The organism is Roseibium sp. AWQ4_254 (assembly GCF_056161025.1).
The window spans coordinates 138,211-164,074 of record NZ_JBSWYH010000010.1 but is presented as its reverse complement, the minus strand read 5'-3'; the positions used below and the strand labels follow the sequence as shown (position 1 = coordinate 164,074).

The window sequence follows — 25,864 nt, the reverse complement described above, 5'->3', positions numbered from 1 at the left end:
GGTTGTTCATCCTTGAAACCTTTCGGTGAATGTTTGGTCGCAAACACCTTCAGGCTTTCAATCTGGATGAACAACCTTCTCAGAACTCACAACTAGGTGGAAAAACCTTCCAGCACATTCACACAATTTGTGCCAAGTGCGTCCACCGCATAGCCGCCTTCCATCACGAACAGGGTCGGCACCTTCAGCTTTTGAAGGCGTTGTCCGAGCAGGAGATAGTCTTCGCTCTTGAATTTGAACCCGGAAATCGGGTCCCTTTCAAAACAGTCAAGCCCAAGGGAGACGATCATGGCATCGGGCTTATAGACCAGAAGCCAACGGCACGCCTCGTCGAGCGCTGGCTTGTACCCGTCCCAGCCGGTCCCAAGGGGCAAGGGCCAGTTCCGGGTAAAGCCTGTTCCGGCATGTTCGCCGGTTTCATCCGAATAGCCAAGGAAATACGGGTATTCGGTCTTCGGGTCGGCATGAATGGACAGGAATAGAATGTCCGGCCGGTCATAGAACAGCGCCTGTGTGCCATTGCCGTGGTGATAGTCCACATCCAGGATCGCGATCCGGTTCATGCCATTGTCGCGCATATATTGCGCAGCCACAGCCGCATTGTTGAAAAAACAATAGCCGCCGAAGAAATCAAAACCCGCATGATGTCCGGGGGGACGGCACAGCGAGAAGGCCGATGCCTCACCGTCCAGAATCAGTTTTGCGCCGGTCAGTGCCGTGTCGGCCGAGGCGCGCGCGGCCTGATAGGTGTGCTCGCCCAGCGGCGTGCCCGCATCCATGGAATAGCGGCCGAGCAATCCGTCAATATTGTTCAGCTCCACATCCTGGCGCAGGCTGCGGATGGGCCAGACAAACGGAAAGGCTTCCTTGGTCCGCCCGACAGCCGTCCATCTGTCCCAGAAGCTTTCCAGAAAGGAAACGTAGTGCGGGGAATGGACCTGATGGATTGGACGAATCGGGAAGTCTTCCGGAGTCACGATCTCGCCGACGCCCCGCTCCCGGACGGTTTTCAAAACGATTTCGGCACGGCTCGGGATTTCCACGGCGGGCTTGAGCTCACCGTCGGAAATCTCCTGAGCAGGCGCATGCGCAAACTGAAGGTCAGAAAATACCGTCTTCAAATGCTGCCCTTTCTGCCGTCATCTGATGATCCTGCGGCGAACGCCGCTCCCCTACTGTAACCTAAATCAGGAAAAACGGAATTCCGTCACATGTGTATATGTTTCAGACGGGTGTAGCAGGACAGGCGTAAATTCTTTCTGATTGACGCTGTCCGGCCAGCGCTGCGCCTCCAGGCACAGTCCGGCATGGGGCCCGTAGCGCTGTCCATTGAGCCCCGGCACCGGCACAGTCATCCGGCTGGCATCATAAAGCTGCAGGCCCGGTTCGCTGGTCCAGACTTCCATGCGCCGGTCCCCGTCCGGGTCCTCCAGCGCGGCCGCAAATTCAACCGCTGGCCGCACCTTATCGTCCAAACAAAAATTGTGGTCATATTCGATGGCCTCCTCGCCCGGCTTGCGGCGCAGCTTGCGGCCGTCGCGAAAGTCAAACGGGGTCCATTCCACCCGCCGGATCTCACCGGTCGGGATCAGCATCTCATCGACCGGAAGATAGTGTTCTGCCGCAATTTCCAGAGTGTGGTCCAGGATCGTGCCGCCCCCGGCGAGATTGAAATAGCTGTGCTGGGTCAGATTGACCGGCGTGGTCTTGTCCGTCACAGCCGTGATCTTGATCCGCAGCGCACCAGCACCGGTCAGGGTGTAGCGCACCAGCGCTTCGACCCGCCCCGGATACCCCATGTCGCCATCCTCAGAGACCATCTTCAGAAGCACGCTTGCCTTGTCGCTCTGCTCCAGGCTCCAGACACGCGCAGAAAATCCCTGGCTGCCCCCGTGAAGGTGGTGCCGCCCGGCTTCGTTCCGGTCGAGCTGGTAGATGGTGCCCCCGGCTTCAAACCGCCCTTCGGCAATGCGGTTGGCACAGCGTCCGGCGATCACGCCGAAATAGGGAGACTGATCAAGATAACTCTGAAGATCATCAAACCCCAGAACAACAGTTTGGCCGTTGACTTTCAGATCCCGGATAATGGCACCATAGGTCAGAACCGCCATCTCCAGCGGCCCCTTTTTCAAGGTGATTTCCTGAACAGCGGTTCCGTCCGCAAGAGTGCCGAACTCTCTGATCATCCCGTTTCCCATTGCCCCGTCTTCCTCCAAGCAGCTCTGAGCAGCCAGCCTGGCTGAAACCTTCCCTCAAATCGTCTGATTGTACGCGCCGACTTCCGGGTTCTCCCGCAAGATCCCGTCGACAGCCTTGAACATGGCATGAAGCCGGTCTTCAGAAACCGGGCTTTCCACCACGACCACCAGTTCCGGCTTGTTGGAGGAGGCCCGTACAAGGCCCCAGGTGCCGTCTTCGCTGACTATACGAACCCCGTTGACCGTGATCAGCTCTGTGATGGCCTGTCCGGCAAGCTGGTCTCCCTGCACCTTCATGGCCTCGAACCGGGAAACGACCCGGTCCACAACATCATATTTGATCTCGTCGGCGCATGTGGGAGACATGGTCGGCGAGCCCCAGGTCCTGGGCAAGGCGCGCCGCAGATCCGCCATGGTCTCGTCCGGCGCCCGGTCGAGCATATCGAGAATGGCAATTGCGGACACCAGCCCGTCATCATAGCCCCGGCCAATCGGCCCGTTGAAGAAATAATGGCCGGACTTTTCAAAGCCGACAATCGCCTCCAGATCGCGCACCCGGCGCTTGATATAGGAATGCCCGGTCTTGAAATAGTCCGTCCGGGCGCCGTTTTCCTGCAGCACGGGATCGGTGTTGAACAGGCCGGTCGACTTCACATCGACCACAAACCGGCAGCCTGGGTGAAGCGCTGAAATGTCCCTGGCCAGCATGACACCGACCTTGTCGGCGAAAATTTCCTCGCCCTCATTGTCGACAACACCACAGCGGTCACCATCCCCGTCAAAGCCCAGCCCGAGATCCGCCCCGGTTTCCAGAACCTTGTCCCGCAGGGCATGCAGCATTTTCAGGTCTTCCGGGTTGGGATTGTAGCGCGGAAACGTGTGGTCCAGCTCCGCATCCAGCGGGACAACATCGGCGCCAAGCGCTTCCAGCACCTTCGGCGCGAAGGCTCCGGCCGTGCCGTTGCCGCAAGCGGCGACCACTTTCAAGGGCCGGTTCAATTTCGGCCGGCTGGTCAAGTCCTTGAAATAAACCTCAGGGAACCCGTCAACAAAGCGGTAGCTGCCCGCCCCTTTAACGACAAACGCAGCCTCCAGAACAATCTCCTTCAGCCGGGCCATTTCCCCCGGCCCAAAGGTCAGTGGCCGGTCGATGCCCATTTTCACACCCGTCCAGCCATTGTCATTGTGGGACGCGGTGATCATGGCAACAGCCGGGACATCTAGGGCAAACTGGGCGAAATACGCCATGGGCGACAGGGCAAGACCGATGTCATGCACGTTGATGCCCGAAGCCATCAGGCCGTTTATGACCGCCATCTTGATCGAGGCGGAATAGCCCCGGAAGTCGTGCCCCACCACAATCTCCGGCGCAACGCCCCGCTCATGCATCAGCGTTCCGATTCCCAGCCCCAGAGCCTGCATGCCCATGAGATTGATTTCTTTTTCGAACAGCCAGCGTGCGTCATATTCCCGGAAGCCCGTCGGCTTCACCATGGGCAGGGCTTCATATTCAAACGTATTGGGCGCCAGGGCCGGACGCGGTCTGGGAAACATCTGTGCCTCTTGCGTGGCGAAAAGGAAAACGCTCAGCGACGCCAGACAGGACGGACGTCAAAGCTATTGAACAAGTACTAGCGTGCCACTTGAAAAGTCAAACCGCTTGAGCTGGCCCAGCACCGACATGCCCAGAAGCGGTGAGCTCAGGCGTTCGTCTGAAAGGACAACCGCCTCCACATTTCGCAGGCGGATCGCGCCGATGCGCAGCCGGTCGATCACCGCGCCCGCGCCGTAGATCCTGCCATTGGCCGTTCCGATGGGCATATCGAAATCTGACGGGCGCAAGTGAATGCCGATATCCTCGGCAACCGATACAGGCAGCACGGTCAGGGTCGCCCCCGTGTCGACCAGCATATCGATGGCACGGCCGTTCAGATAGGCATCGGCAACATAGTGCCCGCTGCGGTCAACGGAAATCCGGTGGGTTCTTGGCCCGGTCTCCCGGGTGGCTTCAGCGGCGTCCGGGCCGTCGTCCTGAAGGGCAGCCAGGCGTGTTTCAATCAGGCCCGGCACAAGTGGCGCCGCACCGGCAAGCAACACAAGAACAAACACATAGCGCCACATAGCGCCCCCAGGGTGTCACAACGGTCCCTGCCGGATAGCACAGTTTCCTTAGCGGCCCGTAAAATCAATTCAGACGATTTGACCGGCCAGCCGGTCAATATCGGCCCTTTGCGGTGCGCTCGACTGGGCGCCGGTCACAGTGCAGGCCAGGGAGCCTGCAGCGACCCCTTCCTTGAGCGCCCGATCAAAAGCTTTACCAGCATCGAGCGCGGCGGCCAGGGCCCCGCAAAAAGCGTCCCCGGCGCCGGTCGTGTCCACGGGATCGACCTTGGGGGCAGACAGGGAAAGACGGTCCGCCCCTCGTCCGGCCAAAACACCCTTGGCACCAAGGGTAACGACAACAGCCTCGAACTCTCCGGCAAGGGCGTCCACAAAGGCGGCCGGCTCTCCTGAATGTCCAAGCCGGGTGGCAATTTCGGCCGCTTCGCTTTCATTCACCACAAGGATGCTGACCTGTTTGAGTGCGGCGGTTAGATCCCCCATCGGAACAGGAGCCGGGTTCCAAACGACCCGGGCCCCGGACCGGCGGGCAGCGGACATGGCCGACACCGCTTCCTTTAGCGGCACTTCGCCTTGAAGCACCAGGAGGTCTGAGGCGGAAAGCGCCCCCTCCAGCCACGCGGCCTCCACCCGGGCATTTGCCCCGCTGGCCACAATGATCTGGTTTTCCCCGGAAGCCTCGATCCCGATCAGGGCGAGACCCGTTGCCCCGGGAAGGCTGCGCACACCGGACAGATCAACGCCCGCCGCCTTCAGATTGGCCAGAGCAAGAGCTGCAAAAGCGTCGCCGCCAACCGCGCCGATCATTTTGACCTCAGCCCCGGCCCGGCAGGCCGCGAGCGCCTGATTGGCGCCCTTGCCGCCGGCAAAGGTCTGATGATCCGGGCCGCTGACCGTTTCGCCCGCCGTGGGCAAGCGCTCCACGGCAACCACGAGATCCAGATTAATGGAACCGAAAACCGTAATCATGCATCCGCCATCATAGGGTTATTTGGTGCCATACATGCGGTCACCCGCGTCGCCGAGGCCGGGCACGATGTAGCCCTTCTCGTTGAGCTTCTCGTCAATGGCCGCCGTATAGATCGGAATGTCCGGATGGACCGCGTTGAAATTGGCCACCCCTTCCGGCGCTGCGAGCAGGCACAGGAAGCGGATATTGTTGGCGCCCCGTTCTTTCAGTTTCTGAACAGCGGCAATAGCTGAATTGGCCGTGGCCAGCATCGGGTCAACCACGATAACCAGCCGTTCATTCAGGTCTTCTGGCGCCTTGAAGTAATATTCCACCGGCTGCAGGGTTTCCGGATCGCGGTAAAGACCCACATGGGCAACGCGGGCGGAGGGCACCAGCTCCAGCATGCCTTCCAGAAGGCCGTTCCCGGCCCGCAGCACGGAGGCAAAGACCAGTTTCTTGCCAGCCAGCATCGGCGCCTGCATTTCGGCAAGCGGTGTTTCGATGGTCTGGCGGATCAAAGGCAGGTCCCGGGTCACCTCGTAGCACAACAGAGTGGAAATTTCGCGCAGCAGGCGGCGGAACCCCTGGGTGGACGTTCCCTTGTCGCGCATAATGGTCAGCTTGTGCTGGACCAACGGGTGACTGATGACGTTGGCTCCGGACATATCTGCCTCTCTTGCATTCAGGTCCCGCAGGAACCGGGACCGGTTTTCATTTTTATGTTCAGGACCTATGCCCCGAACGGCAACCAAAAAACAGCCCCCGGGTTGAGATAACGCCCGAGTTTTTGCACCTCCGGGCCCGATTGCTGCAAAATCCGGTGGCCCAACCGGCTTGTCCCCCCTTCCAGAATACAGGTCAGCGGCAATTGATCCGGCGGCACGTCGAGTTCCTGGCGCAGCAGATCGGCCAGCATGCCGGTCAGGGCAAGGGTGAGCGCGCGCAGTTCAATCATCCGGTCGCGCGCGCCCTCCGCGTCAAGGCTCCCATGGCCAGTGCGCAGCTGCAGCACACCGGCGTCCACAAACAGGGCCGCATGGGCGTCATCGGCAGGACCGGTGAGCTGCTCCAGATCCGACACCTCGAAGCCTGCCCAGGCGAAGGGCTCGATCAGGGAATAGACCATGTCCTGCGCAGCCAGGTGGAACGGGACCACCTGACGGCTGTCCAGACCGTGCCGCGTGTCGTCAGGCCCTTCGTCAGCCCCCTCTGCAGGTGCTGTCTCAACCTTGGCCACAGAATGGTGAAAACTGTCACCGAGAACGATATCGCCCAATTGCGCCCCGCCCTCCCAGACCGGCGCCAAAGCCCCAAGGAAGAGGTCCAGAATTCCGGCGGCACTGACCACGCCTGCCCCACTTGCCGCAGCCTGTTTCAACGCCAAAAGCCCCGGCCGGGTTGCCTCGCCTTCAGAAAAGAGATCCGGCCGCAGGGCCAGAGCCTCCCCAAACCGTTTCAGGTGCCTGCGCATGGCCTCCACCAGATCCCTGGCGGTCTCCGGGTCCCATTGCAGCGCAAATGCCAGTTCTTCCGGTTCCAGCCGGATCAAAGTGTCCGCATCCACCCGGTAAGGGTCGCTCATGTCGCTTGAAACCGACCCAGCAGCAAACATATGAAATGCTGCAAGACCTGACGCCTGCGACCCGCGCACTTTCGTGCCGGTCATCGGGTCCTCATAGACCCAGCCCTCCGGAGACATGGTTTTCATGACGCAGGCAAGACAAGCCAGATCCGCAGCGGAGACCAGCATCTCATCAGCGCTTTCAAACGCCCTGGCCCCGGCCAATGCGCCCCAGCGGTCAAGGCCGTCCGGTTCGAAGGCCCGCCACGCACCATAAGGGGGAATTTGAAAATCCGGATAGGTCTCCTTGGTAATCTCCAGCACGTTCAAAAGAACACCGCCCAGCCGGGAGAGATCCACCCGGGCATGGGCAAGATCCCCCGCCTCCGCCTGTTGCAACAGGGTCTGCGCCCGGCTCAGCACCTCAGCCGGCTTAAACAGCTTGAGCGTGTTTGTGGTGTTCAGATCGTTTTGGGCAATCTCCAAAGGCCCCGTCTCCCTCAGCTCCGGCCGCCGGACTGTTTGGCACTGTCCAGCCTGACCAGAAGTCTCTGTTTTGTTGCCGAATCGCAAAAGGCGGCTTCGATTGCGGTCCGGGTCACGGCCATCTGGTCGTCAAAAGACCAGCCGAAGGTCCCGGCGACCGACGTATATTCCTTGCCCAGCGTGGTGCCGAAAAAAGGCGGATCATCCGAGTTGAGGGTGATCCTTACTCCCGCATTGCGCAGGAGGTTCACCGGATGGAAGCGCAAATGTGTATAGACGCTGAGGGCGATATTCGACCCGGGGCAGACTTCAAGCACCACCTCCTCATCCACGAGTCGTTTCACCAGATCCTTGTCTTCGATGGCCCGCACGCCATGCCCGATACGTTTGACCCTCAGAAATTCCAGGGCCGCGATCACGCTGTCCGGACCGCCAAATTCGCCCGCATGGGCGGTGGTGCCAAGGCCCGCCTCGGCAGCCATCCGGAAAGCCTTGGAAAAATTCGCCGGGTGCCCTGAGCGCTCGTCCCCCGCCAGTCCAAATCCGGTCACAAGCGGATGCGGGTTGCCGACCACCTCCTTGGCCACCCGCTCCACGGACGCAGCGCCGAAATGGCGGACCCCAATGGCGATCATGCGCCCTTCGATGGCTGTATCCGTCTTGGCCCGCTCGATCCCGGCGGCAAGCCCTTCCACATAGGACCGATAGGACAGTCCCGTGGCCTGGGCATGGTCGGGCGAGATGGTGATCTCCCCATAGACCGCCCCTTCAGCGGCCAGCATGCGGAAATAGGTTTCCGACAGCAGGGAATAGTCAGCCGGTGTCTTGAAGACAGAGCTGGAGACATCATAAGCCTTCAGGAAGCTGGTGAAATCGGACCAGATATACTTACCGGCCCCGTCAATCACCTCGGACACGTCCACCCCGTGATGCTCTGCCAGGCGCAGCACCAGACTGGCCGGAGCCGCCCCTTCAATATGGCAATGCAATTCAGCTTTCGGGACGTTTATGGTGTCATTCATCTGTGGCGGACCCTGCCAAGCTGTTTCATCCGGGGACCGCACCGGCCCTCTCGGTCCCCTTTGCGGCGGCGGGACGTGTGACCTGCCCGCTCGTGCCCGCAGACCCTACAAGAAACTTGTCCCGTGGGGACCTTGCGCGATCCGAAGATGCTGCGCAACACTCTCGCCGATATCCGCATAGGTTTTCCGGCCGCCAATGCCCCTGCCGGGAACTCCGGGACCGGTGGCAATCACCGGAACATGCTCGCGCGTATGGTCCGTGCCCTGCCAGGTGGGATCGCAGCCATGGTCCGCAGTCAGGATCAAAAGATCCCCCTCGCGCAGCCGGGCAGTCAGTTCCGGCAGCCGCCGGTCGAAGGCTTCCAGGGCAGCGGCATAACCCGGCACGTCGCGCCGGTGGCCGTAGAGCGAATCAAAATCGATGAAGTTCGAAAAAACCAGATCCCCGTCCCCGGCCATCTCCATGGCCTCCAGCGTCCTGTCAAAGAGCTGATCATTGCCCGCGCCTTTGAGCACTTTGGCCACCCCCTGGTGGGCGAAAATGTCGGAGATCTTGCCGACACCGATCACTGTGCGGCCCGCGTCCGTCAGCCGGTCAAGCAAGGTCGGTTCGGGCGGCAGCACCGAATAGTCGCGCCGGTTAGCCGTGCGCTGGAAAGTTGCGGCTGTCTCTCCCTCAAAGGGGCGCGCGATCACCCGGCCAATTGTGTAGGGATCGGCAAATTCCCGGGTGATTTCACAAAGCTTGTAAAGGTTATCGAGCCCATACTGCGCTTCATGTGCCGCAATCTGAATCACAGAATCAGCGGATGTATAGAAAATCGGCTTGCCCGTGCGCAGGTGCTCTTCACCAAGTTCGGCGATGACCTGCGTACCCGACGCATGCTTGTTGCCCAATATGCCGGTCAGCCCCGCCGCCTCTTTGATCTTCCCGATCAGCTCATCGGGAAAGGCGGGAATGGTCTGGGGGAAATAGCCCCAGTCGAACCGCACCGGCACGCCGGCAATCTCCCAGTGTCCGGAGGGCGTGTCCTTGCCGTTGGACACTTCTGCAGCATAGCCCCACAAGCCGTCCGGCTCCGCCGCATGATCGAGACCGGGCAGGGTCTTTCCAGTCGACAGGCGCCCGGCCGCGCCCAGGCCCAGACGGTCCATGTTCGGCACTTTCAAGAGCCCCTGGCGCAGGCCGTCCCTGTCGCCGTTGCCACGGGCGCATTCTTCGGCAATGTGGCCCAATGTATCGGACCCGGAATCGCCAAAGGCGGCTGCATCTTCAGCTCCGCCAATGCCGAAACTGTCCAGGACGCACAGGATTGCACGGGGCATGGGGTTTCCTCACTTTGTTTTTTTACCGGTTGATGAAACCGGAGAACGCGCCGGACCCGTCCGGTCCGGCCCCCTATAAACCGGACGCGCTTACGGTGCGATCCGTTCAACCACGCTCGGGCGGTCGGGAACAGCGGACGCTGCCCCGATCTGATAAGCGTTGCGCACGGCAATGGCCGCAGCCGCAGCCTCGTCTTCAGAGCGGGCATGAACGATGGCCAGCGGCGCATCCGCATCCACCGTGTTGCCGATCCCGGCCAGATCCGTCAGACCGACGGACGGGTCGATCACATCGGCTGCGGCCCGGCGCCCGCCGCCAAGCGCCACAACCGCCACTCCGACAGCCCGCGCATCCACGCCGGTCACCGTGCCGTCCCGGTCCGCATAGACCGGGGCCTGGACCGGGGCCTTGGCGAGATAGAGCTCGCTTTTTTCCATGAAGTCGGCGGGCCCGCCAAGCGCGTGCACCATCTGGGCAAATTTTTCTGCCGCCTTGCCGCTGTCAAAGGCCTGGCGCATCATTTCAGCCCCGGCATCCGCCGTGGACGCAATCCCGCCGGAGGCCAGCAGCTCCCCGCCCTGGGCAACCGTTACGTCCCACAGGCGATTGTCCACCGCCGTGCCTTTCAGAAAATCGACCGCATTTTGCATTTCAACCGCGTTTCCAGCAGCCGACGCCAGCGGCTCGTTCATGTCGGTCAGGAGGGCTGTTGTCTTCAGGCCCGCCCCATTGGCAACCAGAACCAGGCTCTGGGCAAGCCCGCGGGCCTCGTCGAGCCCGGCCATAAACGCACCGGTGCCCCATTTCACATCCAGCACCAGGCCTTGCAGCCCGGCGGCCAGCTTCTTGGACAGGATCGAGGCGGTGATCAGATCAATGCTCTCCACCGTCGCCGTCACGTCGCGAATGGCATAAAAGCGCTTGTCGGCTGGTGCCAGATTGCCGGTCTGGCCGATAACCGCGCAGCCGATGTCCTTGACCACTTTCTTGAACAGCAGATTGTCCGGCTGGGTCTGATAGCCCGGAATGCTGTCGAATTTGTCCAGCGTACCGCCGGTATGGCCAAGGCCGCGCCCTGAGATCATCGGAACGGCAGCCCCGCAGGCTGCAAGCGCCGGGGCCAGCATGAGAGACACATTGTCCCCGATGCCACCGGTGGAATGTTTGTCCAGAACCGGTGCGTCAATGCCGGTCCAGTCCATAATATCTCCGCTGTCGCGCATGGCCAGCGTCAACGCGACCCTTTCCTCAACACTCAAGCCTTGAAAAAAGACGGCCATCGCCAGGGCAGAAACCTGCCCTTCTGTCACCGAGCCATCGGCGAGCCCTTTGACGAAAAACGCAATTTCGTCTGCGTTCAGGGCGTTCCCGTCACGCTTTTTGCGGATGACTTCCTGCGGCAGCATGTTGTTGTCCTTGTCTTGCAGGTCCCGCCTGTCGGGTGACCTGCAACAGGCACCTGAAAGGCTCTCGCATCTTGAAATCGAGCAGCATCTTGCCGGCATTGCCATGAGGCCTGAGCGGCCAGCGAGCCGGAGCATGTCCCGTTCAGTACGGGTTCACTCCTTTGGAGTGCGCTGCGCCCTAATATCCTTCTGCAGCCCTCATATCCTTGCCTTCGATGGTGGCAATCAGCGCGTCCAGAAGGCCGCTCGCCCCAAAACGGAATGTGGATGTGGAGACCCAGTTGTGCCCCATGATCCGGTCCGCCAGGGCCAGATAGGCTTCCGCATCTTCGCTTGTGCGGATTCCGCCGGCGGGTTTGAAACCGATGACCCGTCCGGTGTGGTCCCGGCGGGCTTCTTCCAGCACCGTGAGCATGATCTCGGCGGCCTCAAGCGTCGCGTTGACGGCCACCTTGCCAGTTGAGGTTTTGATGAAATCCGCCCCGGCTGCAACCGCCATGTTCGAAGCGGCGTGGATCAGAAGCGGATCCTTGATCTCGCCCGTTTCTAGAATGACTTTCAGGAGGGCCGGATCGGGAATGGCTGCCTTCACCCGCACGATCTGCTCTTCGGCATAACCCTTGCGCCCTTCGGCAAAGGCCCGATACGCCATGACAAGGTCGACCTCGTCCGCGCCGTCGGCAATCGCCTGTTCAGTTTCGGCCACAACGGCCGTGGTATCCTCGCCTCCATGCGGGAAGTTGACGACGGTCGCGACCTTGACACCGGTTCCGGTCAGTTCCCGGACCGCCTGGGCCACGAAACGCGGCCACACACAGACAGCGGCGACAGAGCCGTGATCGGTCACGGTCCGGCTGGTCAGTTTGGTGATGTCCCCGCCGGAGCAATCGTCATTCAGATTGGTCAGATCCACCAGGCCAAGAGCCCGCTTGGCGTTTTCAATCCTGTCACTCATCGCCAATTTCCTTCACAAACGCGCGCACAAGCTGTTTCATGCGTTCCATGCCCTTCAGGGCAACAGCCTTGGTTTCGTCATGGGACAGTGCGTGGGTCTGCATGCCGGCCCCGTAATTGGTGATGATCGATATGGCGGCCACGCGCAACCCCAGGAACCGCGCCAGAATCACTTCGGGAACCGTCGACATGCCGACCGCATCGGCGCCCAGGATCTTGGCCATGCGGATCTCTGCCGGTGTTTCGAAAGAAGGGCCGGAAAACCACATATAGACGCCTTCGGCGATGGCATCGCCCGTTTCTGCGGCCACCTTTTTCATGGCGGACCGCAAGTCCGGATCATAGGCCGCGCTCACGTCCAGAAAGCGCTTTTCGCTCTCTTCACCGATCAGTGGATTCTTGCCCGACCAGTTGATGTGATCGGAAATCAGCATGGGCGATCCGGGAGCAACCTCCTCGCGCAGCGAGCCCGCAGCATTGGTGGCCAGCAGCACCTCGCAGCCAAGCTCTTTCAGCGTTTCCACCGGCGTGCGCATAATGGCCGGGTTGCCGCTTTCATAATAATGCGCCCGCCCGGACAGGATCACCACCGGCACCCCGGCCAGCGACCCCGCCACCAGTTCGCTCGAATGGGAGGTCACGGTCGAGACCGGGAAATCCGCCAGACGCGCATAGGGAATACGCACGGCATCTTCCACCTCTTCTGCCAGCGCGCCGAGCCCCGACCCCAAAATCATGCCAATCTTGTAAGAGCCCTTGCGGGCAGCGCGGACAATGTCCGCGCATTCACGGCCGTACCCAGTCATGGCGGGTCAGTCCTTCTTGTCGTCTTGTGTGTCTTCCAGTTCAAATGCGGCCGGCAGCAGTTCTTCCAGCGTGAAACTGCGCTTGATGCCGTTCAGATCCGCAACGTGAACCACAAGGTTTTTCGTTCCGAATTCGGCGAACCTCTGGCGGCACATGCCGCAGGGCGTGCACAGGGCCGCGTCGCCAATCACCACCGCTTCTTCGATTTGACGGTGGCCTGCCGCGATCATAGCACTGACAGCGCCCCCTTCGGCACAGACACTGACCGGATAGGACGCATTTTCCACGTTGCAGCCGGTAAAGACCGTACCGTCCGGCGTGCGGAACGCGGCCCCGACCAGAAAATTCGAATAGGGCGCATAGGCCTTCTCCCGGACCGCCTTGGCGGCCTCGAACAAGGCATCCAGATCGCTCATGACCGCTCCTTCAGATAGGGAATACCCGCCGCCTTTGGCGGGATCGCCTTGCCGATGAACCCGGCCAGCAGGATCACGGTCAGAATATAGGGCAGAGCCTGGAAGAGCTGGACCGGGATTTCCCCGATGCCAGGAACTTCCTGCCCCTGCATGCGGATGGCCACCGCATCCAGAAAGCCGAACAGAAGACAGGTGAGCATGGCACTGGCCGGACGCCACTTGGCGAAGATCAGCGCGGCCAGCGCAATGAAGCCCTTGCCCGCAGTCATGTTGACCCCGAAGCCCGCCCCCTGGGCAATGGACAGATAAGCCCCCGCAAAGCCGCACAGGGCACCACAGGCAATCACGGCCCGGTAGCGCAGCCAAAGGACCGAAATACCGGCCGTGTCGACGGCAGCCGGATTTTCCCCGACCGCGCGCAGGCGCAGGCCAAAACGGGTGCGGAACAGAACCCACCAGGTGAAGGGCACCGCCAGAAACGCCACATAGACCAAGATATTATGACCGGACAGAAGCTCATAGTAGACCGGGCCGAGAACAGGCACGTCGCGCACCTGATCGGCAAAGGGCAAGGTGATTTCCGTGAAACGGCCGCCCTGCGGCAGCGCCGGGGTCCGGCCGCCCTGCCGGAACCAGGACTGGCCCAGAAGCGCCGTGAGCCCGGCGGCCAGAAAATTGATCGCCACCCCGGAAACAATCTGGTTGCCCCGGTTGGAAATCGAGGCAAAGCCATGCAGCAGACCCAGCGCCACAGCAACGGCGATGCCTGCCAGCAGGCCCAGCCAGGCATTAGCGGTGAGATAGGCCACTGCCCCGGCGCCAAAAGCCGCGCCCAGCATCTTGCCCTCCAGGCCGATATCGACCACACCGGCGCGTTCTGAATAGAGCCCGGCCAGACAGGCCAGCAGCAGGGGCGTTGACAGGCGGACGGTGGAATCGAGGATCAGAATGAAATCTTCAAACATGATTACGCCTCCTTCGCCTGCAGGGGCTGGGCTGGGGTGAACAGCCGGATGATCGCCGGGCGGAACATGTATTCCAGCGCCCCGGCAAACAGGATCACCAGCCCCTGGATGACGATAATCATGTCGCGGGTGATGTTCGGCATTTCAAAGGAAAGTTCCGCGCCGCCCTGGTAGAGCATGCCGAACAGGATGGCGGCCAGAACAATACCAACCGGATGCGCCCGCCCCATAAGTGCCACCGCGATGCCGACAAAGCCGTAACCGGTGACGAAGTCGATCAGCAGCCGGTTCTGGGACCCCATGATTTCGTTGATCGCCATCATGCCGGCGAGCCCGCCGGAGATCAGCATGGTGATCACGATCGTGCGCACCGGCGGGATGCCCGCATAGACCGCGGCCGTGGCATTGGCTCCGAAAGACCGGATTTCAAAGCCGAGCCGGGTCCGCCAGATCAAAAGCCAGACCAGAACGCAGGCCGCCAGCGCGATGAACAGCGACAGGTTGACCGGCGCATAACCGAAGCCGAAAGACGGGAACAGGTCATTGAGGAACGGCAGCCGCCCGCCGGCTTCAAAGGTGCGTGTTTCCGGCTGCATGGAGCCATGTTCCTTCAGCACCCCGTTGAGGAGATAGACCATCAGCGAAGAGGCAATGAAGTTGAACATGATGGTGGTGATGACCACATGGCTGCCGCGCGTTGCCTGCAGCCAGGCCGGGATGAGGGCCCAGGCAGCGCCCGCTGCAGCAGAGCCGAGAATGGCAAAGGGCAGCGTCACATACCAGGGTACATACCGGTCCAGCGCCAGACAGGCAATCGCGACCCCAAGGCCGCCCACATAGGCCTGCCCTTCCCCGCCGATATTGAAGAGACCGGCATGGAAGGCAACGGCCACGGCCAGGCCGGTGAAGATGAAGTTGGTGGCGTAAAACAGCGTGAAGCCGATACCTTCACCATAGCCGAGCGATCCCCAGACAAGGATCTCAACCGCATCCAGCGGGTTCTCGCCGATCAGGATCACGACGAGCCCGGACACGAGAAAGGCCGCGGCCAGGTTCAAAAAAGGGATCAGACCGAGGTCGACCCAGCGAGGCAACTGGCCCTGTGTCATTGCACATTTTCCTCTTGTGGCTGTTGACCCTTGTCGACACCGGCCATGAGAAGGCCGAGGTCGCCTTCTTCCGCGTTGGCGCCGCGCTCGCCAACAATGCGGCCGTCAAACATGACCAGCACCCGGTCGGCCAGGGCGCGGATCTCGTCAAGTTCCACGGAGACCAGCAGGATGCCCTTGCCAGCGTCGCGCAGTTCGACCAGCCGTTTATGGATGAATTCAATGGCGCCAATATCGACCCCGCGGGTCGGCTGGCCCACCAGAAGCACCTCCGGATCGCGCTCGATTTCCCGGGCCAGAACGATCTTCTGCTGGTTTCCACCGGAGAAATTCGCGGTCTTCAGCATCGGATTGGGGGGCCGGATATCGTATTTTTCGATTTCGGCCACCGCATTTTTCTTGATGGCCTGCAGGTCCATGAACGGCCCTTTCGCATAGGCCGGGTCCCGGTGATAGCCGAGAATGGAATTCTCATATTCGGTGAAGCTGTTGATCAGGCCCATACGGTGACGGTCTTCCGGAACATGGCCAAGGCTTCTGGCACGCATGTCGGCGGCATCCAGCGTGCTGGTGCCCAGATCGATGACTTCCCCGCCCAGGGTCATCGTGCCCGACGAGGCCCGCCGGATACCCGACACCGTCTCCAGCAGTTCCGACTGACCATTGCCCGAGACACCGGCAATGCCGACAATCTCCCCGGCGCGCACGCAAAAGGACACATCCTTGACCACCTGCACACCGCGAGCGTCGGTCACGGTCAGGTTCTGGATGTCCAGAACCGGCTGTTTCGGCTCGGCAGGAACCTTGTCAACCTGGAGCAGCACCGAGCGGCCGACCATAAGCTCCGCAAGTTGCTCCATGGAGGTGTCAGCCGTCTCGACCGTTGCCACCATCTCGCCCCGGCGCATCACAGAGACCGTGTCGGTCACGGCCATGATCTCGCGCAGCTTGTGGGTGATCAGGAGAACCGTCTTGCCTTCGTCTTTCAGGACTTTCAGGATCTTGAACAGGTGGTCGGCTTCGGCCGGGGTCAGAACACCGGTCGGCTCGTCCAGGATCAGAATCTCGGCGCTGCGGTAGAGCGCCTTGAGGATCTCGACCCGCTGTTGCAGGCCCACCGGCAGATCCTGAACCAGCGCGTCCGGATCGACGCGCAGCTCATATTCGTCTTCAAGGCGCTTCAGTTCGGTGCGGGCCCGGGCCAGGCCTCCGGCGAGCATGGCGCTGTCCTCGGCGCCGAGCACCACATTTTCCAGAACGGAGAAATTGTCGACCAGCATGAAGTGCTGGTGCACCATGCCGATTCCCATGGTGATCGCGGCCTTGGAATCGGGGATCGTGACCGTGCGGCCATCGACGCAAATGTCGCCATCATCGGCCTGATAAAAGCCGTAGAGGATGGACATGAGCGTCGATTTGCCCGCGCCGTTTTCCCCGATGATTCCGTGAATGGAGCCCTTTTTCACCACAAGGTCGATATCCTTGTTGGCGTGAACCGGGCCAAAGCGCTTGTTGATCTTGCGCAGTTCGATCGCCGGCGTTTCGCTCATGCCTTCCCCCAGGCGTGACGTCTGCTCTTTGCCATTGTTGTTGTCCCTGTCGGCGCTTTTTTTGATCGCGCTGTTTTTCTCGGCTCTTGTCCGGTTTCTTTGCCCGGTCCTAGAACGGGCACGGCCCGTCGCTTACAACATCATGAACCTTGATGTGTCCTTCAGAGATCGCGGCCACCGCCGCATCCGCTGCTGTCTCCATCTCTTTGGAAATCAGCCGCGCATTGTTACCGTCCAGCACCCAGTCCATGCCGCCATCGGCCAGACCGAGCACCTTGACACCCGATGTGAAGCTGCCGTTTCGAGCCGACTGGAAACTGTCATAGACCGCATTGTCGACCCGCTTGCGGATGGAGGTCAGAACATGGCCCGGATGCAGGCCGTTCTGGTTGCTGTCCGTGCCGATGCCAAGCACGCCCTCATCGGTGGCCGCCTGAAGGACGCCAAGACCGGTGCCGCCAGCGGCCTGAATGATGACATCAGCGCCGCGCTTGATCTGGCCGAGCGCAAGCTCGCCACCCCGCACGGGATCAACAAAGGCCGCCGGCGTGTCGCCTGCCATGTTGAACAGGACCTTGATCTTCGGATTGACCGACAATGCCCCTTGTTTGTAGCCGCACAGAAAGCGGCGGATGATCGGGATATCCATGCCGCCGACAAAGCCGATCGTGCCGCTTTTCGAGGCCATGGCCGCCAGAAGGCCGCCAATATAGGCGCCTTCCTGCTCCTTGAAGACATAGGAGCGCACATTGGGCTGCTCGACGACCATGTCCACAAGGGCAAATTTCGTGTCCGGAAAGTCTGGCGCAACCTGATTGAGCGCATTGGCCTGGTTGAAGCCGATGGCCACGACCGGCTCATTGCCGCGGCTGGCAAAGTTGCGCAGGGCCTGAAGGCTCTGGGAATCCCGCTCCAGCTCAAATTCCCGCACGCTGTCACCGGTTTCTTTGCGGAAGCGCTCGACACCGGTATAGGCGCTTTCATTGAACGAACCGTCGAATTTCCCGCCGACCGAATACACAATGGCCGGATCGGCCAGCGCAGGCAACACGCCCCCAACACTGCCAGCCAGCACCACAGCAAGAATACATGTTTTCAAATCGATCATACGGTCCCCCAGCAGCTTGAAAAAATCCGGCGGCAGTCATGATTTGGAAAGCGGCCTCCGCGCAGCAAGGCGCGAAGGCCGGGATTGTCTCTAATCTGCCTTAAAACGGGCAGGAATCATCGGACATGTAGTCGTGAACCTTGATCTCGCCGGAGATGATCTTCTGGGTTGCCTCTTCGACAGCCGCTTTCATTTCGTCGGTGACCAGCTCGGCATTGTTTTCATCCAGAGCCCAGTCCACACCGCCTTCCTTCAGGCCGAGAACTTCAAAGCCGGACGACCAGGTGTCGTTTTCCGCGTCTTCAAACGCCTGATAGACAGCAATATCGACACGCTTGAGCATGGAGGTCAGGACGGAGCCCGGATGCAGGCCGTTCTGGTTGCTGTCCACGCCGATGCCCAGCTTGCCCGCGTCGGCTGCGGCCTGAAGCACACCAATGCCGGTGCCGCCGGCTGCGTGATAGACAACATCCGCACCCCGGTCGAACTGGGATTTGGCAAGCTCGCCGCCCTTGACCGGGTCATTCCAGGCAGCACCGGTGGTGCCGGTCATGTTTTCAAAGACTTCCGCATCCGGATTGGCTGCCAGAACACCCTGCTTGTAGCCGCAGGCGAATTTGCGGATCAGCGGAATGTCCATGCCGCCAACAAAGCCCAGCTTGCCGGTTTCAGAGGCCATGGCGCCCAGCATGCCGACAATGTAAGAGCCCTCATGTTCCTTGAACAGAATGGAGCGCACATTCGGCAGATCGACGACCATGTCGACAATGGCGAATTGGGTGTCCGGGAATTCCTTGGCGACTTTCTCAACCGCATTGGCCTGGGAGAAGCCGATGGCCACGATCGGATTCATGCCGCGCTTGGCGAAGTTGCGCAGCGCCTGTTCGCGCTGGCTGTCATTCTGGATTTCGAAGTCCCGGTATTCGATGCCGTAGTCCTGCTTGAACTTTTCAGCGCCGTTATAGGCCCCTTCGTTGAACGACTTGTCGAACCGGCCACCCAGATCATAGAGCACGGCTGGCTTGGTATCAGCCGATGCGCTTGCGATAGACAAGGCCAGTCCGGCGAGTGCCGTGCCGATGGTTAGAAACTTTTTCACTTATATGTCCTCCGACATTGCGGGGGCCAGCCCCGTTCGACCGGCCCGTTTCCCCTCGTGACCCAGCCGCCTCACGCCGACTGTGCCAGTTGCAGTCCGGCCCGGGACCTGAGAGCCCTTGCCAGGGTCTCGTCGGCCACCAGGTCGGTGATGACACCGGTGCGCAATGCAGCGAGCGTGGCATCCACCTTGCTCTCTCCACCCACCAGCGCAATGACACGGCGCCCGCGCACTTCATCAAAGTGCAGTCCGACGGCACAATCGCCGAGGGAATTGGGTGCCAGCTTTCCTTCAATCGTCAAAAATCGGCCCATCAAATCACAGACCGCGCCGCATGACATCAACTCTTCCTGTTCCTGCTTGGAAATCATGCCGCGCTGGACCAGATGCCCCTCGTTCTCGACCGACCCGATGCCGATAAGAACCGCATCGGACTGGCGCGCCCGCTCCATCAGGTCCTGAACGCTGCGCTGCGACAGGAACAAAGCTTTTTCGTCCGGCGTCTCGGTGAAATAGGGCACGGGCAGGAAATAGCCGATCCCGCCGGTCCGCTCCTGCATCTTCTGGACGATATCGTAAGGATTTGCCGCCAGGGTTCGCGTCAGCGACCCGCAGATCGACATGATTTCAAGATCCGGACGGGCCGCCTTCGGCAGCGCCTCGACAGCCGCTGTCAGGGTCATGCCCATGCCGACCCCAAGCCGCTTCACGCTTGCCCCGGTCAAAAGCCCTGTCAGGAACTGGGAGGCAGCGGCGGCAACGGACCGCAAATTGCTGTCCTCATCGCCACTGCCAAGATCCGGCGCGACGATGCAATTGGACAGTTTGAAATGGCGGGACAGATCTTCTTCGAGCTGAAGGCATTCCATCGGCCGCCCATCAACCTGGAATTTCACATATCCGGATTTTTGGGCGTGGGCGATCAGGCGGTGTACCTTGGCAGGCGAAACACCGAGCTGGGACGCGATCTCTCCTTGCGTCCGCCCTCCCACAAAGGAAAGCCAGGCCGCCCGGATGGCCATATAGGATGTCCAATCGTCTTCACCCGCCTGCATCCGGCCCCGACACCTTCCCCTCAAACCGGCAGAAGATGCGTCTCTTCCACCCCTGTTCTGCGTCCTCTCCCGGCGGAGAGTGATTCGTTTTCGGACCTCTTCATTGCCGGAGAGCCGAAAAATTCTTCACCTTGTGAGAATTTCTTCAGATCATGCCCAGCCAGTCTTTTGCCGTCAACCCGAAAAACAGCTGAATTTTGGGCAAATTGCTGCATTCCTGGGCATCAACCCTGTCCCCTGACAACTTTTCATAGCGGCAAAATTTGCCTAGCCGGGCTGCAATTCTCCGGAGATCCGGCAAAAATTGCCGAACTATCCGGCACTTATTTCCTATCTGTGGATTTACGCACTCCGTGCGCATTTGATTTTGCCAGATAAATTAAAATCCTGTAGATTTGGCACATGGCTTGCAAAGTAAAACTCCAAGCTAAGACAAGGCATCTTTGCCGGCCTAAGCAGGAATAACGAGGACTATAAAGAAGACTGATAGAACAATAAAATAAAACTGGGGAGACGTGGCAACGCGGCTGAAAGGCCGACAAAAGGAGAAAAAAATGCGTCTCGACATCAAGACCAACTGTGCACTGACAGTAGCGACGATACTGTCCTTTATAATAACGGCGACTTGGAACGCCGCCCCCGCCGAGGCCCGCGATGGCCGTCTGGCGCGGACTGCCTCGATGCAGTATTCCTACAATCCAGCCAATGAAGTGGACGTGGAACTCGTCCTGGCTGTCGACATCTCTCAATCGATGGACACGGAAGAGCAGGAAATCCAGCGTGCGGGCTATGTCGCAGCCCTGACCTCCCGGGAATTCCTCGACGCCATCCAGGTCGGTCCGATCGGGCGGGTTGCCGTGACCTATATGGAATGGGGCGGTGTCGATGAACATTTCATTGTGGCCGACTGGACCGTGGTGCAGGACGCAACGTCTGCTGCGCAATTCGCGTCCATGATTGAAGAAGCCCCACTCCGGCAGGTCCAGCGGACCTCGATCGCCTCGGCCCTGGAAAAGTCGGTCGAACTGGTCAACACCAACCAGTATGTCGGCCTGCGCCGCGTGATCGATATTTCCGGCGACGGCCCCAATAACCAGGGCGGCTCTGTCACCGAAATGCGCGACCGCATGGTCGCCTCCGGGGTCACCATCAATGGCTTGCCGCTGATGATGAAGTCGAACAAGAACACCTGGCAGGCAATGCTCAATCTCGATCACTACTATGAAGACTGCGTGATCGGCGGTCCGGGCTCCTTTGCTATCCCGGTGCGCTCCAAGGAAGGGTTCGCCGATGCCATCCGGATGAAACTGGTTCTGGAGATCGCCGGTCTTCACCTCAATGAACCGGATCCCTACTTCCAGCGCGTGTCCGGACGCGAGCCCGTGCGCTGCAACTTATTTGACTGACCAAGCCACGTTTACTCTCCTTCACCTGCCGTGTTCCTCCCCATCGGAACACGGCTTTTTCTTTGCCTGCTCTTGAATCTCCTCAACCATGCGTGCAAGCGGAGGAACGCCCGCCTGCACCCTTCCCTCCGGTTTTGCAGGTTTCGGTCCCCTCCCCGATAACATCCTTTGCGCGTTGCTGACTTTACGGCTAATACCAAGTCCGTTGCCCTTACAAAAAGGAACCGCAATGCCCGACATGCCCACGCTCGCGCTTGTTGCCCATGATGCCAAAAAAGACGTGATGGTCGATTTTGCCCGCCGCCACCGGGAGAAGCTGGCCGGCTTTCATCTGGTATCCACCGGCACAACCGGTGGTCGCGTTCTCGAGGCCTGTCCGGAACTCGATCTGACCCGGCTCAAAAGCGGCCCCTTGGGAGGCGATCAGCAGATCGGTGCAATGATCGCCGAAGGCAGGCTGCAGGGTCTTTTGTTTTTTGTCGATCCCCTGTCACCCATGCCCCATGATGTGGATGTGAAGGCCTTGATGCGCCTGGCGCTGGTCTATGACATTCCGATGGCCCTCAACGAGACCACCGCTGACATTCTGCTGCGCTCGGCCCGGCTCAAGGGCCTGCAAACAACCTCAGATACGCCCGAAGTCGGTACCCGAGAGGCGGGCCGCGCCGGATCATGACCCTTTCCAAACGCTCCCGGACCTTTTCCTATCCTGTTCTGGTGGCCGATATCGGCGGCACCAATGCCCGTTTTGCCCTGGTTGACAATCCAGAGGCCCCCACCCGCATGTGCGGCAAAACCGCGACAGCTGATCACAAGGATATTTCCAGCGCCGTCCGCGCCGTTGTCTATCCGGACGCGCAGACGAACCCCAGAACTGCCATCATTGCCGTTGCGGGGCCCGTGACCGGAAATGCCATCGCACTGACCAATGCGGCCTGGGTGATTGAACCCTTGAAATTGATTTCCGATCTCGGGATCGAGGAAGTTATCGTGCTCAACGATTTTGAGGCCCAGGCGCTGGCCCTGCCCGGCTATGAAGGCGCGGATATCGAGCAGATCGGACCCGGCGCTATCCGCCCCGAAAGTGCAAAATTCGTGCTCGGCCCGGGCACCGGGCTCGGTGCGGCCTCCATGATCCATGCCTCCAGCACCTGGGTGCCCGTGCCCGGCGAAGGCGGTCATGTCGAACTGGGACCGGTGACGCCTGAAGACATGGTCATCTGGCCCTTCATCGAGCGGGTCGGCGGGCGCATCGGCGCAGAGCAGCTTCTGTCCGGCAGCGGCCTTCCCCGGCTGGCCCGGGCGGTGAGCCAATGGATGACACTCGACCGGTCCTTTGAGACTGCCGCCAGCATCACCAGTGCCGCCGGGGACAATGATCCTGTGGCGGTCAAGACCCTGGAAGTCTTTGCGCGCTGCCTGGGCCGGGTCGCCGGAGACTGTGCCCTGACCGTTCTGGCCCGGGGCGGCGTCTATCTGACCGGCGGCGTCACCCCCCGCATTGCCCGGTTTCTGACCGGGGACGGTTTCCGGGCAGCCTTCGAAGCCAAGGCACCCCATGAGGCTTTGATGGCCCGGATCCCGACCTTTATTGTCCGCCATCCGGACCCGGCGCTGGAAGGACTGGCCTCCTTTGCCCGCCAGCCCGGCACTTTTTCGGTCAACACCCATGAGCGGCAATGGAAAGCCGCCGCCAGCCCCGCATCCGCCTGAGCCTCCCTGCCATGACGGTACCTCGCTCCTTTGCCGTGCCGCTGCCCATTGATGGCGTTCTGCCGGATCTCCTGCGCACGCTGGACAGCCATAGCAATGCGGTTCTGGTAGCGGAGCCTGGAGCCGGCAAGACGACCCGTGTGCCGCTGGCCCTGCTGGACGCGGACTGGCGGGCAGACGGGCGCATTCTGGTGCTGGAACCCCGCCGCCTTGCCGCCCGGGCCGCCGCCCGCCGCATGGCCCAGGAGCTGGGGGAGCGGCCCGGGGAGACGGTCGGCTACCGGGTGCGCATGGAAACCAAGGTCAGCGTCCGCACCCGGATCGAGGTGATCACCGAAGGTGTGTTCACAAGACTGATCCTTGATGACCCGGAACTGACCGGCGTTGCAGCCATTCTCTTTGACGAATTTCACGAACGCTCCCTGGACGGGGATCTCGGGCTGGCGCTCGCCCTTGATGTACAATCGGCCCTGCGCGAAGATCTGCGGCTTGTGCCCATGTCCGCCACCCTTGACGCTGCCAGCATTGCCAGGCTGCTCGGGGACGCTCCGGTCCTGGAAAGCAAGGGGCGCAGTTTCCCGGTGGAGACCCGCTATCTCGGCCGCGATCCGAAGGCCCGGATCGAACCGCAAGTGGCCCGCGCCGTCAGCAAGGCCGTGCAGGAGGAGACTGGCTCGCTGCTGGTGTTCCTGCCCGGTCAGGGGGAAATCAAACGCACCGCTGACCTTCTGGCCGGTTCTGTGCCTCAGGACTGCCAGATCGCCCCGCTCTTCGGTGGTCTCGATGCCAAGACCCAGGATGCGGCGATCCGCCCCGCAGGGCCCGGCCAGCGCAAGATCGTGCTGGCCAGCGCCATCGCCCAGACCTCGCTCACTATTGAAGGGGTGCGGGTTGTGATCGATAGCGGACTGGCCCGGGTGCCCCGCTATGAGCCCCAGACCGGCCTGACCCGGCTGGAAACGGTCCGGGTCTCACGGGCCTCCGCCGACCAGCGCAGGGGCCGGGCCGGACGGACGGAGCCGGGCGTGTGCTACCGGCTTTGGGATGAAGCCCAGACCGCCGCACTTCCTGCGAATGAAGCTCCGGAAATTCTGGAAGCCGATCTGACCGGCCTTGTGCTGGATCTGGCTGCCTGGGGCACACTGGACCCGGCGGTGCTAGCCTTTGCCGATCCGCCGCCAGACGCTGCATGGAGCGAAGCCAAGAACCTTCTGAAAGACCTTCACGGCCTGAATGCGGCTGGCCATTTGACCGGACAAGGCAAGGCGCTGGCCAAGCTGCCGCTGCATCCCCGGCTGGCGCATATGGTGCTGGAGGGCTGCCGCCAGGGGCTTGGCTATACCGCTGCGCTGATCGCTCTGGTCCTGTCGGAACCCGGCCTTGGCGGCCGCGATCCGGACCTCAAGACAAGATTGCGCTGTCTGCTTCAGGACAAAAGTCAGCGGGCAAAGGACGGACGGGCTCTGGCCAGCCGCTGGCTGGCCCTGGCCGGTGGACGTGGCACGCAGACCGATCTGGACAGCGCTGGCGCCCTGCTGGCGCTGGCCTATCCCGACCGGGTCGCCCAGGCCCGCGGCCAGACCGGCCGGTTCCGCCTTGCCAATGGCCGGGGCGCCGAACTGGACCCCACCCATGGGCTCGCCGGGGAGCGGTTTTTGACCGTTGCCGACATTCAGGGCAAAGCCGCCAGCGGCCGCATTCAGCTTTGTGCGCAAATCAGCCGGGACGAGATTGAAACGCTTTTTTCAGACGCCATCCTGGAAGAAGATCTGGTCGAGCTGACCGGAGACGGGGCTTTGAAGGCCCGCAGGGTGACCCGCTACAAAGCGATGGAGCTGCAGTCGGCGGCGGTTGGCACGCCAGATCCGGCGGCGGTTGAAACAGCGCTGATCAAGGCGATCCGTCGCAGGGGCACCAGCCGCCTGCCCTGGAGCAAGGACCAGGCCCGGCTGCGAAAACGGGCGGCCTATGCCCGTGAGACCGGCTCTGCCGCCCTGCCTGACCTGAGCGATCCTCATCTGACCGCTACGCTGGAGGAGTGGCTCCAGCCCTTCCTGTCCGGGCTGACCAGTCTTGCCGCGGTGGATTCCGCCCTGCTCGGCACTGCCTTGTCTGCGCTTTTGCCCTACGACGCCATGACGCAGCTCGACGCCCTTGCGCCCTCTCACTTTAAGGCGCCCACCGGCAGCAAGGTGCCGATTGACTATGGGGCCACCGCAGGTCCGACCCTGTCGATCCGGGTGCAGGAACTCTTTGGCCTCAAGGACCATCCAAGCCTGTGCGGCGGCAGCCTGCCGCTGATCCTGGAACTTCTGTCCCCCGCCCAACGGCCTATCCAGATCACCAGAGATCTGCCCGGTTTCTGGGCCGGGTCCTGGGCGGACGTGAAAGCGGATATGAAAGGCCGCTATCCCAAACACCCCTGGCCGGATGATCCGACCGCGGCCGAGGCAACCCGGCGCGCGAAGCCGCGGGGCACCTGACTTCAAAAACGCTTTCGATCAAATTTGGATATTTGTCTTCAAACAAAAGAAAAACCCTCTCCCGTTGGGCAGGAGAGGGTCTGAAGGAGGAGCAAACCTGTCGTTAAGCGACAGGTTGCCTCTCGG

Annotated in this window: 23 protein-coding genes; 4 read left to right on the top strand and 19 right to left on the bottom strand. The window is 61.2% G+C overall.

What is annotated here, in order from left to right; translation table 11 throughout:
• Positions 1–92: 92 nt before the first annotated feature.
• From ACXAIC_RS10105 to ACXAIC_RS10015, 19 genes are all read right to left on the bottom strand, one after another.
• On the bottom strand, positions 93–1,121 hold the full coding sequence (locus ACXAIC_RS10105; protein ID WP_475177090.1) for a histone deacetylase family protein: 1,029 nt from the start codon (positions 1,119–1,121) through the stop codon (positions 93–95).
• A 66-nt stretch (positions 1,122–1,187) separates the two neighbouring features.
• Positions 1,188–2,186, bottom strand: a complete 999-nt coding sequence (locus ACXAIC_RS10100) for an aldose epimerase family protein (protein ID WP_475177084.1) — start codon at positions 2,184–2,186, stop codon at positions 1,188–1,190.
• A gap of 66 nt (positions 2,187–2,252) precedes the next feature.
• Positions 2,253–3,752: a phosphomannomutase/phosphoglucomutase gene (locus ACXAIC_RS10095; protein WP_475177080.1), complete on the bottom strand. Its 1,500-nt coding sequence runs from the start codon at positions 3,750–3,752 to the stop codon at positions 2,253–2,255.
• A gap of 63 nt (positions 3,753–3,815) precedes the next feature.
• Positions 3,816–4,319 (bottom strand): retropepsin-like aspartic protease family protein, encoded by a 504-nt coding sequence (locus ACXAIC_RS10090; protein WP_475177076.1) that lies wholly within the window; start codon positions 4,317–4,319, stop codon positions 3,816–3,818.
• 69 nt (positions 4,320–4,388) lie between these two features.
• The gene (locus ACXAIC_RS10085) at positions 4,389–5,288 is read right to left on the bottom strand and encodes a ribokinase (protein ID WP_475177071.1); all 900 of its coding nucleotides are present in this window, start codon (positions 5,286–5,288) and stop codon (positions 4,389–4,391) included.
• A gap of 18 nt (positions 5,289–5,306) precedes the next feature.
• Positions 5,307–5,936: a uracil phosphoribosyltransferase gene (upp, locus tag ACXAIC_RS10080; protein ID WP_475177065.1), complete on the bottom strand. Its 630-nt coding sequence runs from the start codon at positions 5,934–5,936 to the stop codon at positions 5,307–5,309.
• 65 nt (positions 5,937–6,001) lie between these two features.
• Positions 6,002–7,318 carry a DUF1688 family protein gene (locus ACXAIC_RS10075; protein WP_475177058.1) on the bottom strand — a complete coding sequence of 439 codons (1,317 nt, stop codon included), beginning with the start codon at positions 7,316–7,318 and terminating at the stop codon, positions 6,002–6,004.
• Positions 7,319–7,332: 14 nt separating this feature from the next.
• Positions 7,333–8,340, bottom strand: coding sequence for an adenosine deaminase (locus ACXAIC_RS10070; RefSeq protein ID WP_475177053.1), 1,008 nt, complete (start codon positions 8,338–8,340; stop codon positions 7,333–7,335).
• 105 nt (positions 8,341–8,445) lie between these two features.
• A complete protein-coding gene (locus ACXAIC_RS10065) occupies positions 8,446–9,666 on the bottom strand; it encodes a phosphopentomutase (RefSeq protein ID WP_475177048.1) in 1,221 nt (406 codons plus the stop codon).
• Positions 9,667–9,756: 90 nt separating this feature from the next.
• Positions 9,757–11,073 (bottom strand): thymidine phosphorylase, encoded by a 1,317-nt coding sequence (gene deoA / locus ACXAIC_RS10060; protein ID WP_475177043.1) that lies wholly within the window; start codon positions 11,071–11,073, stop codon positions 9,757–9,759.
• Between the two features lie 178 nt (positions 11,074–11,251).
• Positions 11,252–12,028: a deoxyribose-phosphate aldolase gene (deoC, locus tag ACXAIC_RS10055; protein WP_475177035.1), complete on the bottom strand. Its 777-nt coding sequence runs from the start codon at positions 12,026–12,028 to the stop codon at positions 11,252–11,254.
• Positions 12,021–12,833 carry a purine-nucleoside phosphorylase gene (locus tag ACXAIC_RS10050; protein WP_475177028.1) on the bottom strand — a complete coding sequence of 271 codons (813 nt, stop codon included), beginning with the start codon at positions 12,831–12,833 and terminating at the stop codon, positions 12,021–12,023. The genes deoC and ACXAIC_RS10050 overlap by 8 nt, the downstream gene beginning before the upstream one ends.
• Before the next feature lie 6 nt (positions 12,834–12,839).
• The gene (locus ACXAIC_RS10045; protein WP_475177025.1) at positions 12,840–13,250 is read right to left on the bottom strand and encodes a cytidine deaminase; all 411 of its coding nucleotides are present in this window, start codon (positions 13,248–13,250) and stop codon (positions 12,840–12,842) included.
• Positions 13,247–14,215: an ABC transporter permease gene (locus ACXAIC_RS10040; RefSeq protein ID WP_475177020.1), complete on the bottom strand. Its 969-nt coding sequence runs from the start codon at positions 14,213–14,215 to the stop codon at positions 13,247–13,249. The genes ACXAIC_RS10045 and ACXAIC_RS10040 overlap by 4 nt, the downstream gene beginning before the upstream one ends.
• A 2-nt stretch (positions 14,216–14,217) precedes the next feature.
• Positions 14,218–15,324: an ABC transporter permease gene (locus ACXAIC_RS10035; protein WP_475177016.1), complete on the bottom strand. Its 1,107-nt coding sequence runs from the start codon at positions 15,322–15,324 to the stop codon at positions 14,218–14,220.
• Entirely contained in the window at positions 15,321–16,874 is a 1,554-nt protein-coding gene (locus ACXAIC_RS10030) for an ABC transporter ATP-binding protein (RefSeq protein ID WP_475177012.1), read from the bottom strand. The genes ACXAIC_RS10035 and ACXAIC_RS10030 overlap by 4 nt, the downstream gene beginning before the upstream one ends.
• 109 nt (positions 16,875–16,983) lie before the next feature.
• Complete coding sequence (locus tag ACXAIC_RS10025) at positions 16,984–17,973, bottom strand: BMP family lipoprotein (RefSeq protein WP_475177114.1); 990 nt, start codon at positions 17,971–17,973, stop codon at positions 16,984–16,986.
• Between the two features lie 109 nt (positions 17,974–18,082).
• Entirely contained in the window at positions 18,083–19,081 is a 999-nt protein-coding gene (locus ACXAIC_RS10020) for a BMP family lipoprotein (protein WP_475177009.1), read from the bottom strand.
• Positions 19,082–19,152: 71 nt separating this feature from the next.
• The gene (locus ACXAIC_RS10015; protein WP_475177006.1) at positions 19,153–20,136 is read right to left on the bottom strand and encodes a sugar-binding transcriptional regulator; all 984 of its coding nucleotides are present in this window, start codon (positions 20,134–20,136) and stop codon (positions 19,153–19,155) included.
• 554 nt (positions 20,137–20,690) lie between these two features.
• On the opposite strand from ACXAIC_RS10015, the gene ACXAIC_RS10010 reads away from it, so the two are divergent.
• From ACXAIC_RS10010 to hrpB, 4 genes are all read left to right on the top strand, one after another.
• Positions 20,691–21,542 (top strand): DUF1194 domain-containing protein, encoded by an 852-nt coding sequence (locus ACXAIC_RS10010; RefSeq protein ID WP_475177001.1) that lies wholly within the window; start codon positions 20,691–20,693, stop codon positions 21,540–21,542.
• A 229-nt stretch (positions 21,543–21,771) separates the two neighbouring features.
• On the top strand, positions 21,772–22,218 hold the full coding sequence (locus ACXAIC_RS10005) for a methylglyoxal synthase (protein ID WP_475176996.1): 447 nt from the start codon (positions 21,772–21,774) through the stop codon (positions 22,216–22,218).
• Positions 22,215–23,255: a glucokinase gene (gene glk / locus ACXAIC_RS10000; protein WP_475176993.1), complete on the top strand. Its 1,041-nt coding sequence runs from the start codon at positions 22,215–22,217 to the stop codon at positions 23,253–23,255. Before ACXAIC_RS10005 ends, glk begins: the two co-directional genes overlap by 4 nt.
• 11 nt (positions 23,256–23,266) lie before the next feature.
• Positions 23,267–25,738: an ATP-dependent helicase HrpB gene (gene hrpB / locus ACXAIC_RS09995; RefSeq protein WP_475176988.1), complete on the top strand. Its 2,472-nt coding sequence runs from the start codon at positions 23,267–23,269 to the stop codon at positions 25,736–25,738.
• The last annotated feature ends 126 nt before the right edge of the window (positions 25,739–25,864 follow it).

Excerpts from the sequence above, each read along its gene's own strand:
- ACXAIC_RS10100 (WP_475177084.1), bottom strand. The coding sequence starts at position 2,186 with ATGATCAGAGAGTTCGGCACTCTTGCGGACGGAACCGCTGTTCAGGAA.
- ACXAIC_RS10095 (WP_475177080.1), bottom strand. The coding sequence starts at position 3,752 with ATGTTTCCCAGACCGCGTCCGGCCCTGGCGCCCAATACGTTTGAATAT.
- ACXAIC_RS10090 (WP_475177076.1), bottom strand. The coding sequence starts at position 4,319 with ATGTGGCGCTATGTGTTTGTTCTTGTGTTGCTTGCCGGTGCGGCGCCA.
- ACXAIC_RS10085 (WP_475177071.1), bottom strand. The coding sequence starts at position 5,288 with ATGATTACGGTTTTCGGTTCCATTAATCTGGATCTCGTGGTTGCCGTG.
- upp (WP_475177065.1), bottom strand. The coding sequence starts at position 5,936 with ATGTCCGGAGCCAACGTCATCAGTCACCCGTTGGTCCAGCACAAGCTG.
- ACXAIC_RS10070 (WP_475177053.1), bottom strand. The coding sequence starts at position 8,340 with ATGAATGACACCATAAACGTCCCGAAAGCTGAATTGCATTGCCATATT.
- ACXAIC_RS10065 (WP_475177048.1), bottom strand. The coding sequence starts at position 9,666 with ATGCCCCGTGCAATCCTGTGCGTCCTGGACAGTTTCGGCATTGGCGGA.
- deoA (WP_475177043.1), bottom strand. The coding sequence starts at position 11,073 with ATGCTGCCGCAGGAAGTCATCCGCAAAAAGCGTGACGGGAACGCCCTG.
- deoC (WP_475177035.1), bottom strand. The coding sequence starts at position 12,028 with ATGAGTGACAGGATTGAAAACGCCAAGCGGGCTCTTGGCCTGGTGGAT.
- ACXAIC_RS10050 (WP_475177028.1), bottom strand. The coding sequence starts at position 12,833 with ATGACTGGGTACGGCCGTGAATGCGCGGACATTGTCCGCGCTGCCCGC.
- ACXAIC_RS10045 (WP_475177025.1), bottom strand. The coding sequence starts at position 13,250 with ATGAGCGATCTGGATGCCTTGTTCGAGGCCGCCAAGGCGGTCCGGGAG.
- ACXAIC_RS10040 (WP_475177020.1), bottom strand. The coding sequence starts at position 14,215 with ATGTTTGAAGATTTCATTCTGATCCTCGATTCCACCGTCCGCCTGTCA.
- ACXAIC_RS10035 (WP_475177016.1), bottom strand. The coding sequence starts at position 15,324 with ATGACACAGGGCCAGTTGCCTCGCTGGGTCGACCTCGGTCTGATCCCT.
- ACXAIC_RS10030 (WP_475177012.1), bottom strand. The coding sequence starts at position 16,874 with ATGAGCGAAACGCCGGCGATCGAACTGCGCAAGATCAACAAGCGCTTT.
- ACXAIC_RS10015 (WP_475177006.1), bottom strand. The coding sequence starts at position 20,136 with ATGCAGGCGGGTGAAGACGATTGGACATCCTATATGGCCATCCGGGCG.
- ACXAIC_RS10010 (WP_475177001.1), top strand. The coding sequence starts at position 20,691 with ATGCGTCTCGACATCAAGACCAACTGTGCACTGACAGTAGCGACGATA.
- ACXAIC_RS10005 (WP_475176996.1), top strand. The coding sequence starts at position 21,772 with ATGCCCGACATGCCCACGCTCGCGCTTGTTGCCCATGATGCCAAAAAA.
- glk (WP_475176993.1), top strand. The coding sequence starts at position 22,215 with ATGACCCTTTCCAAACGCTCCCGGACCTTTTCCTATCCTGTTCTGGTG.
- hrpB (WP_475176988.1), top strand. The coding sequence starts at position 23,267 with ATGACGGTACCTCGCTCCTTTGCCGTGCCGCTGCCCATTGATGGCGTT.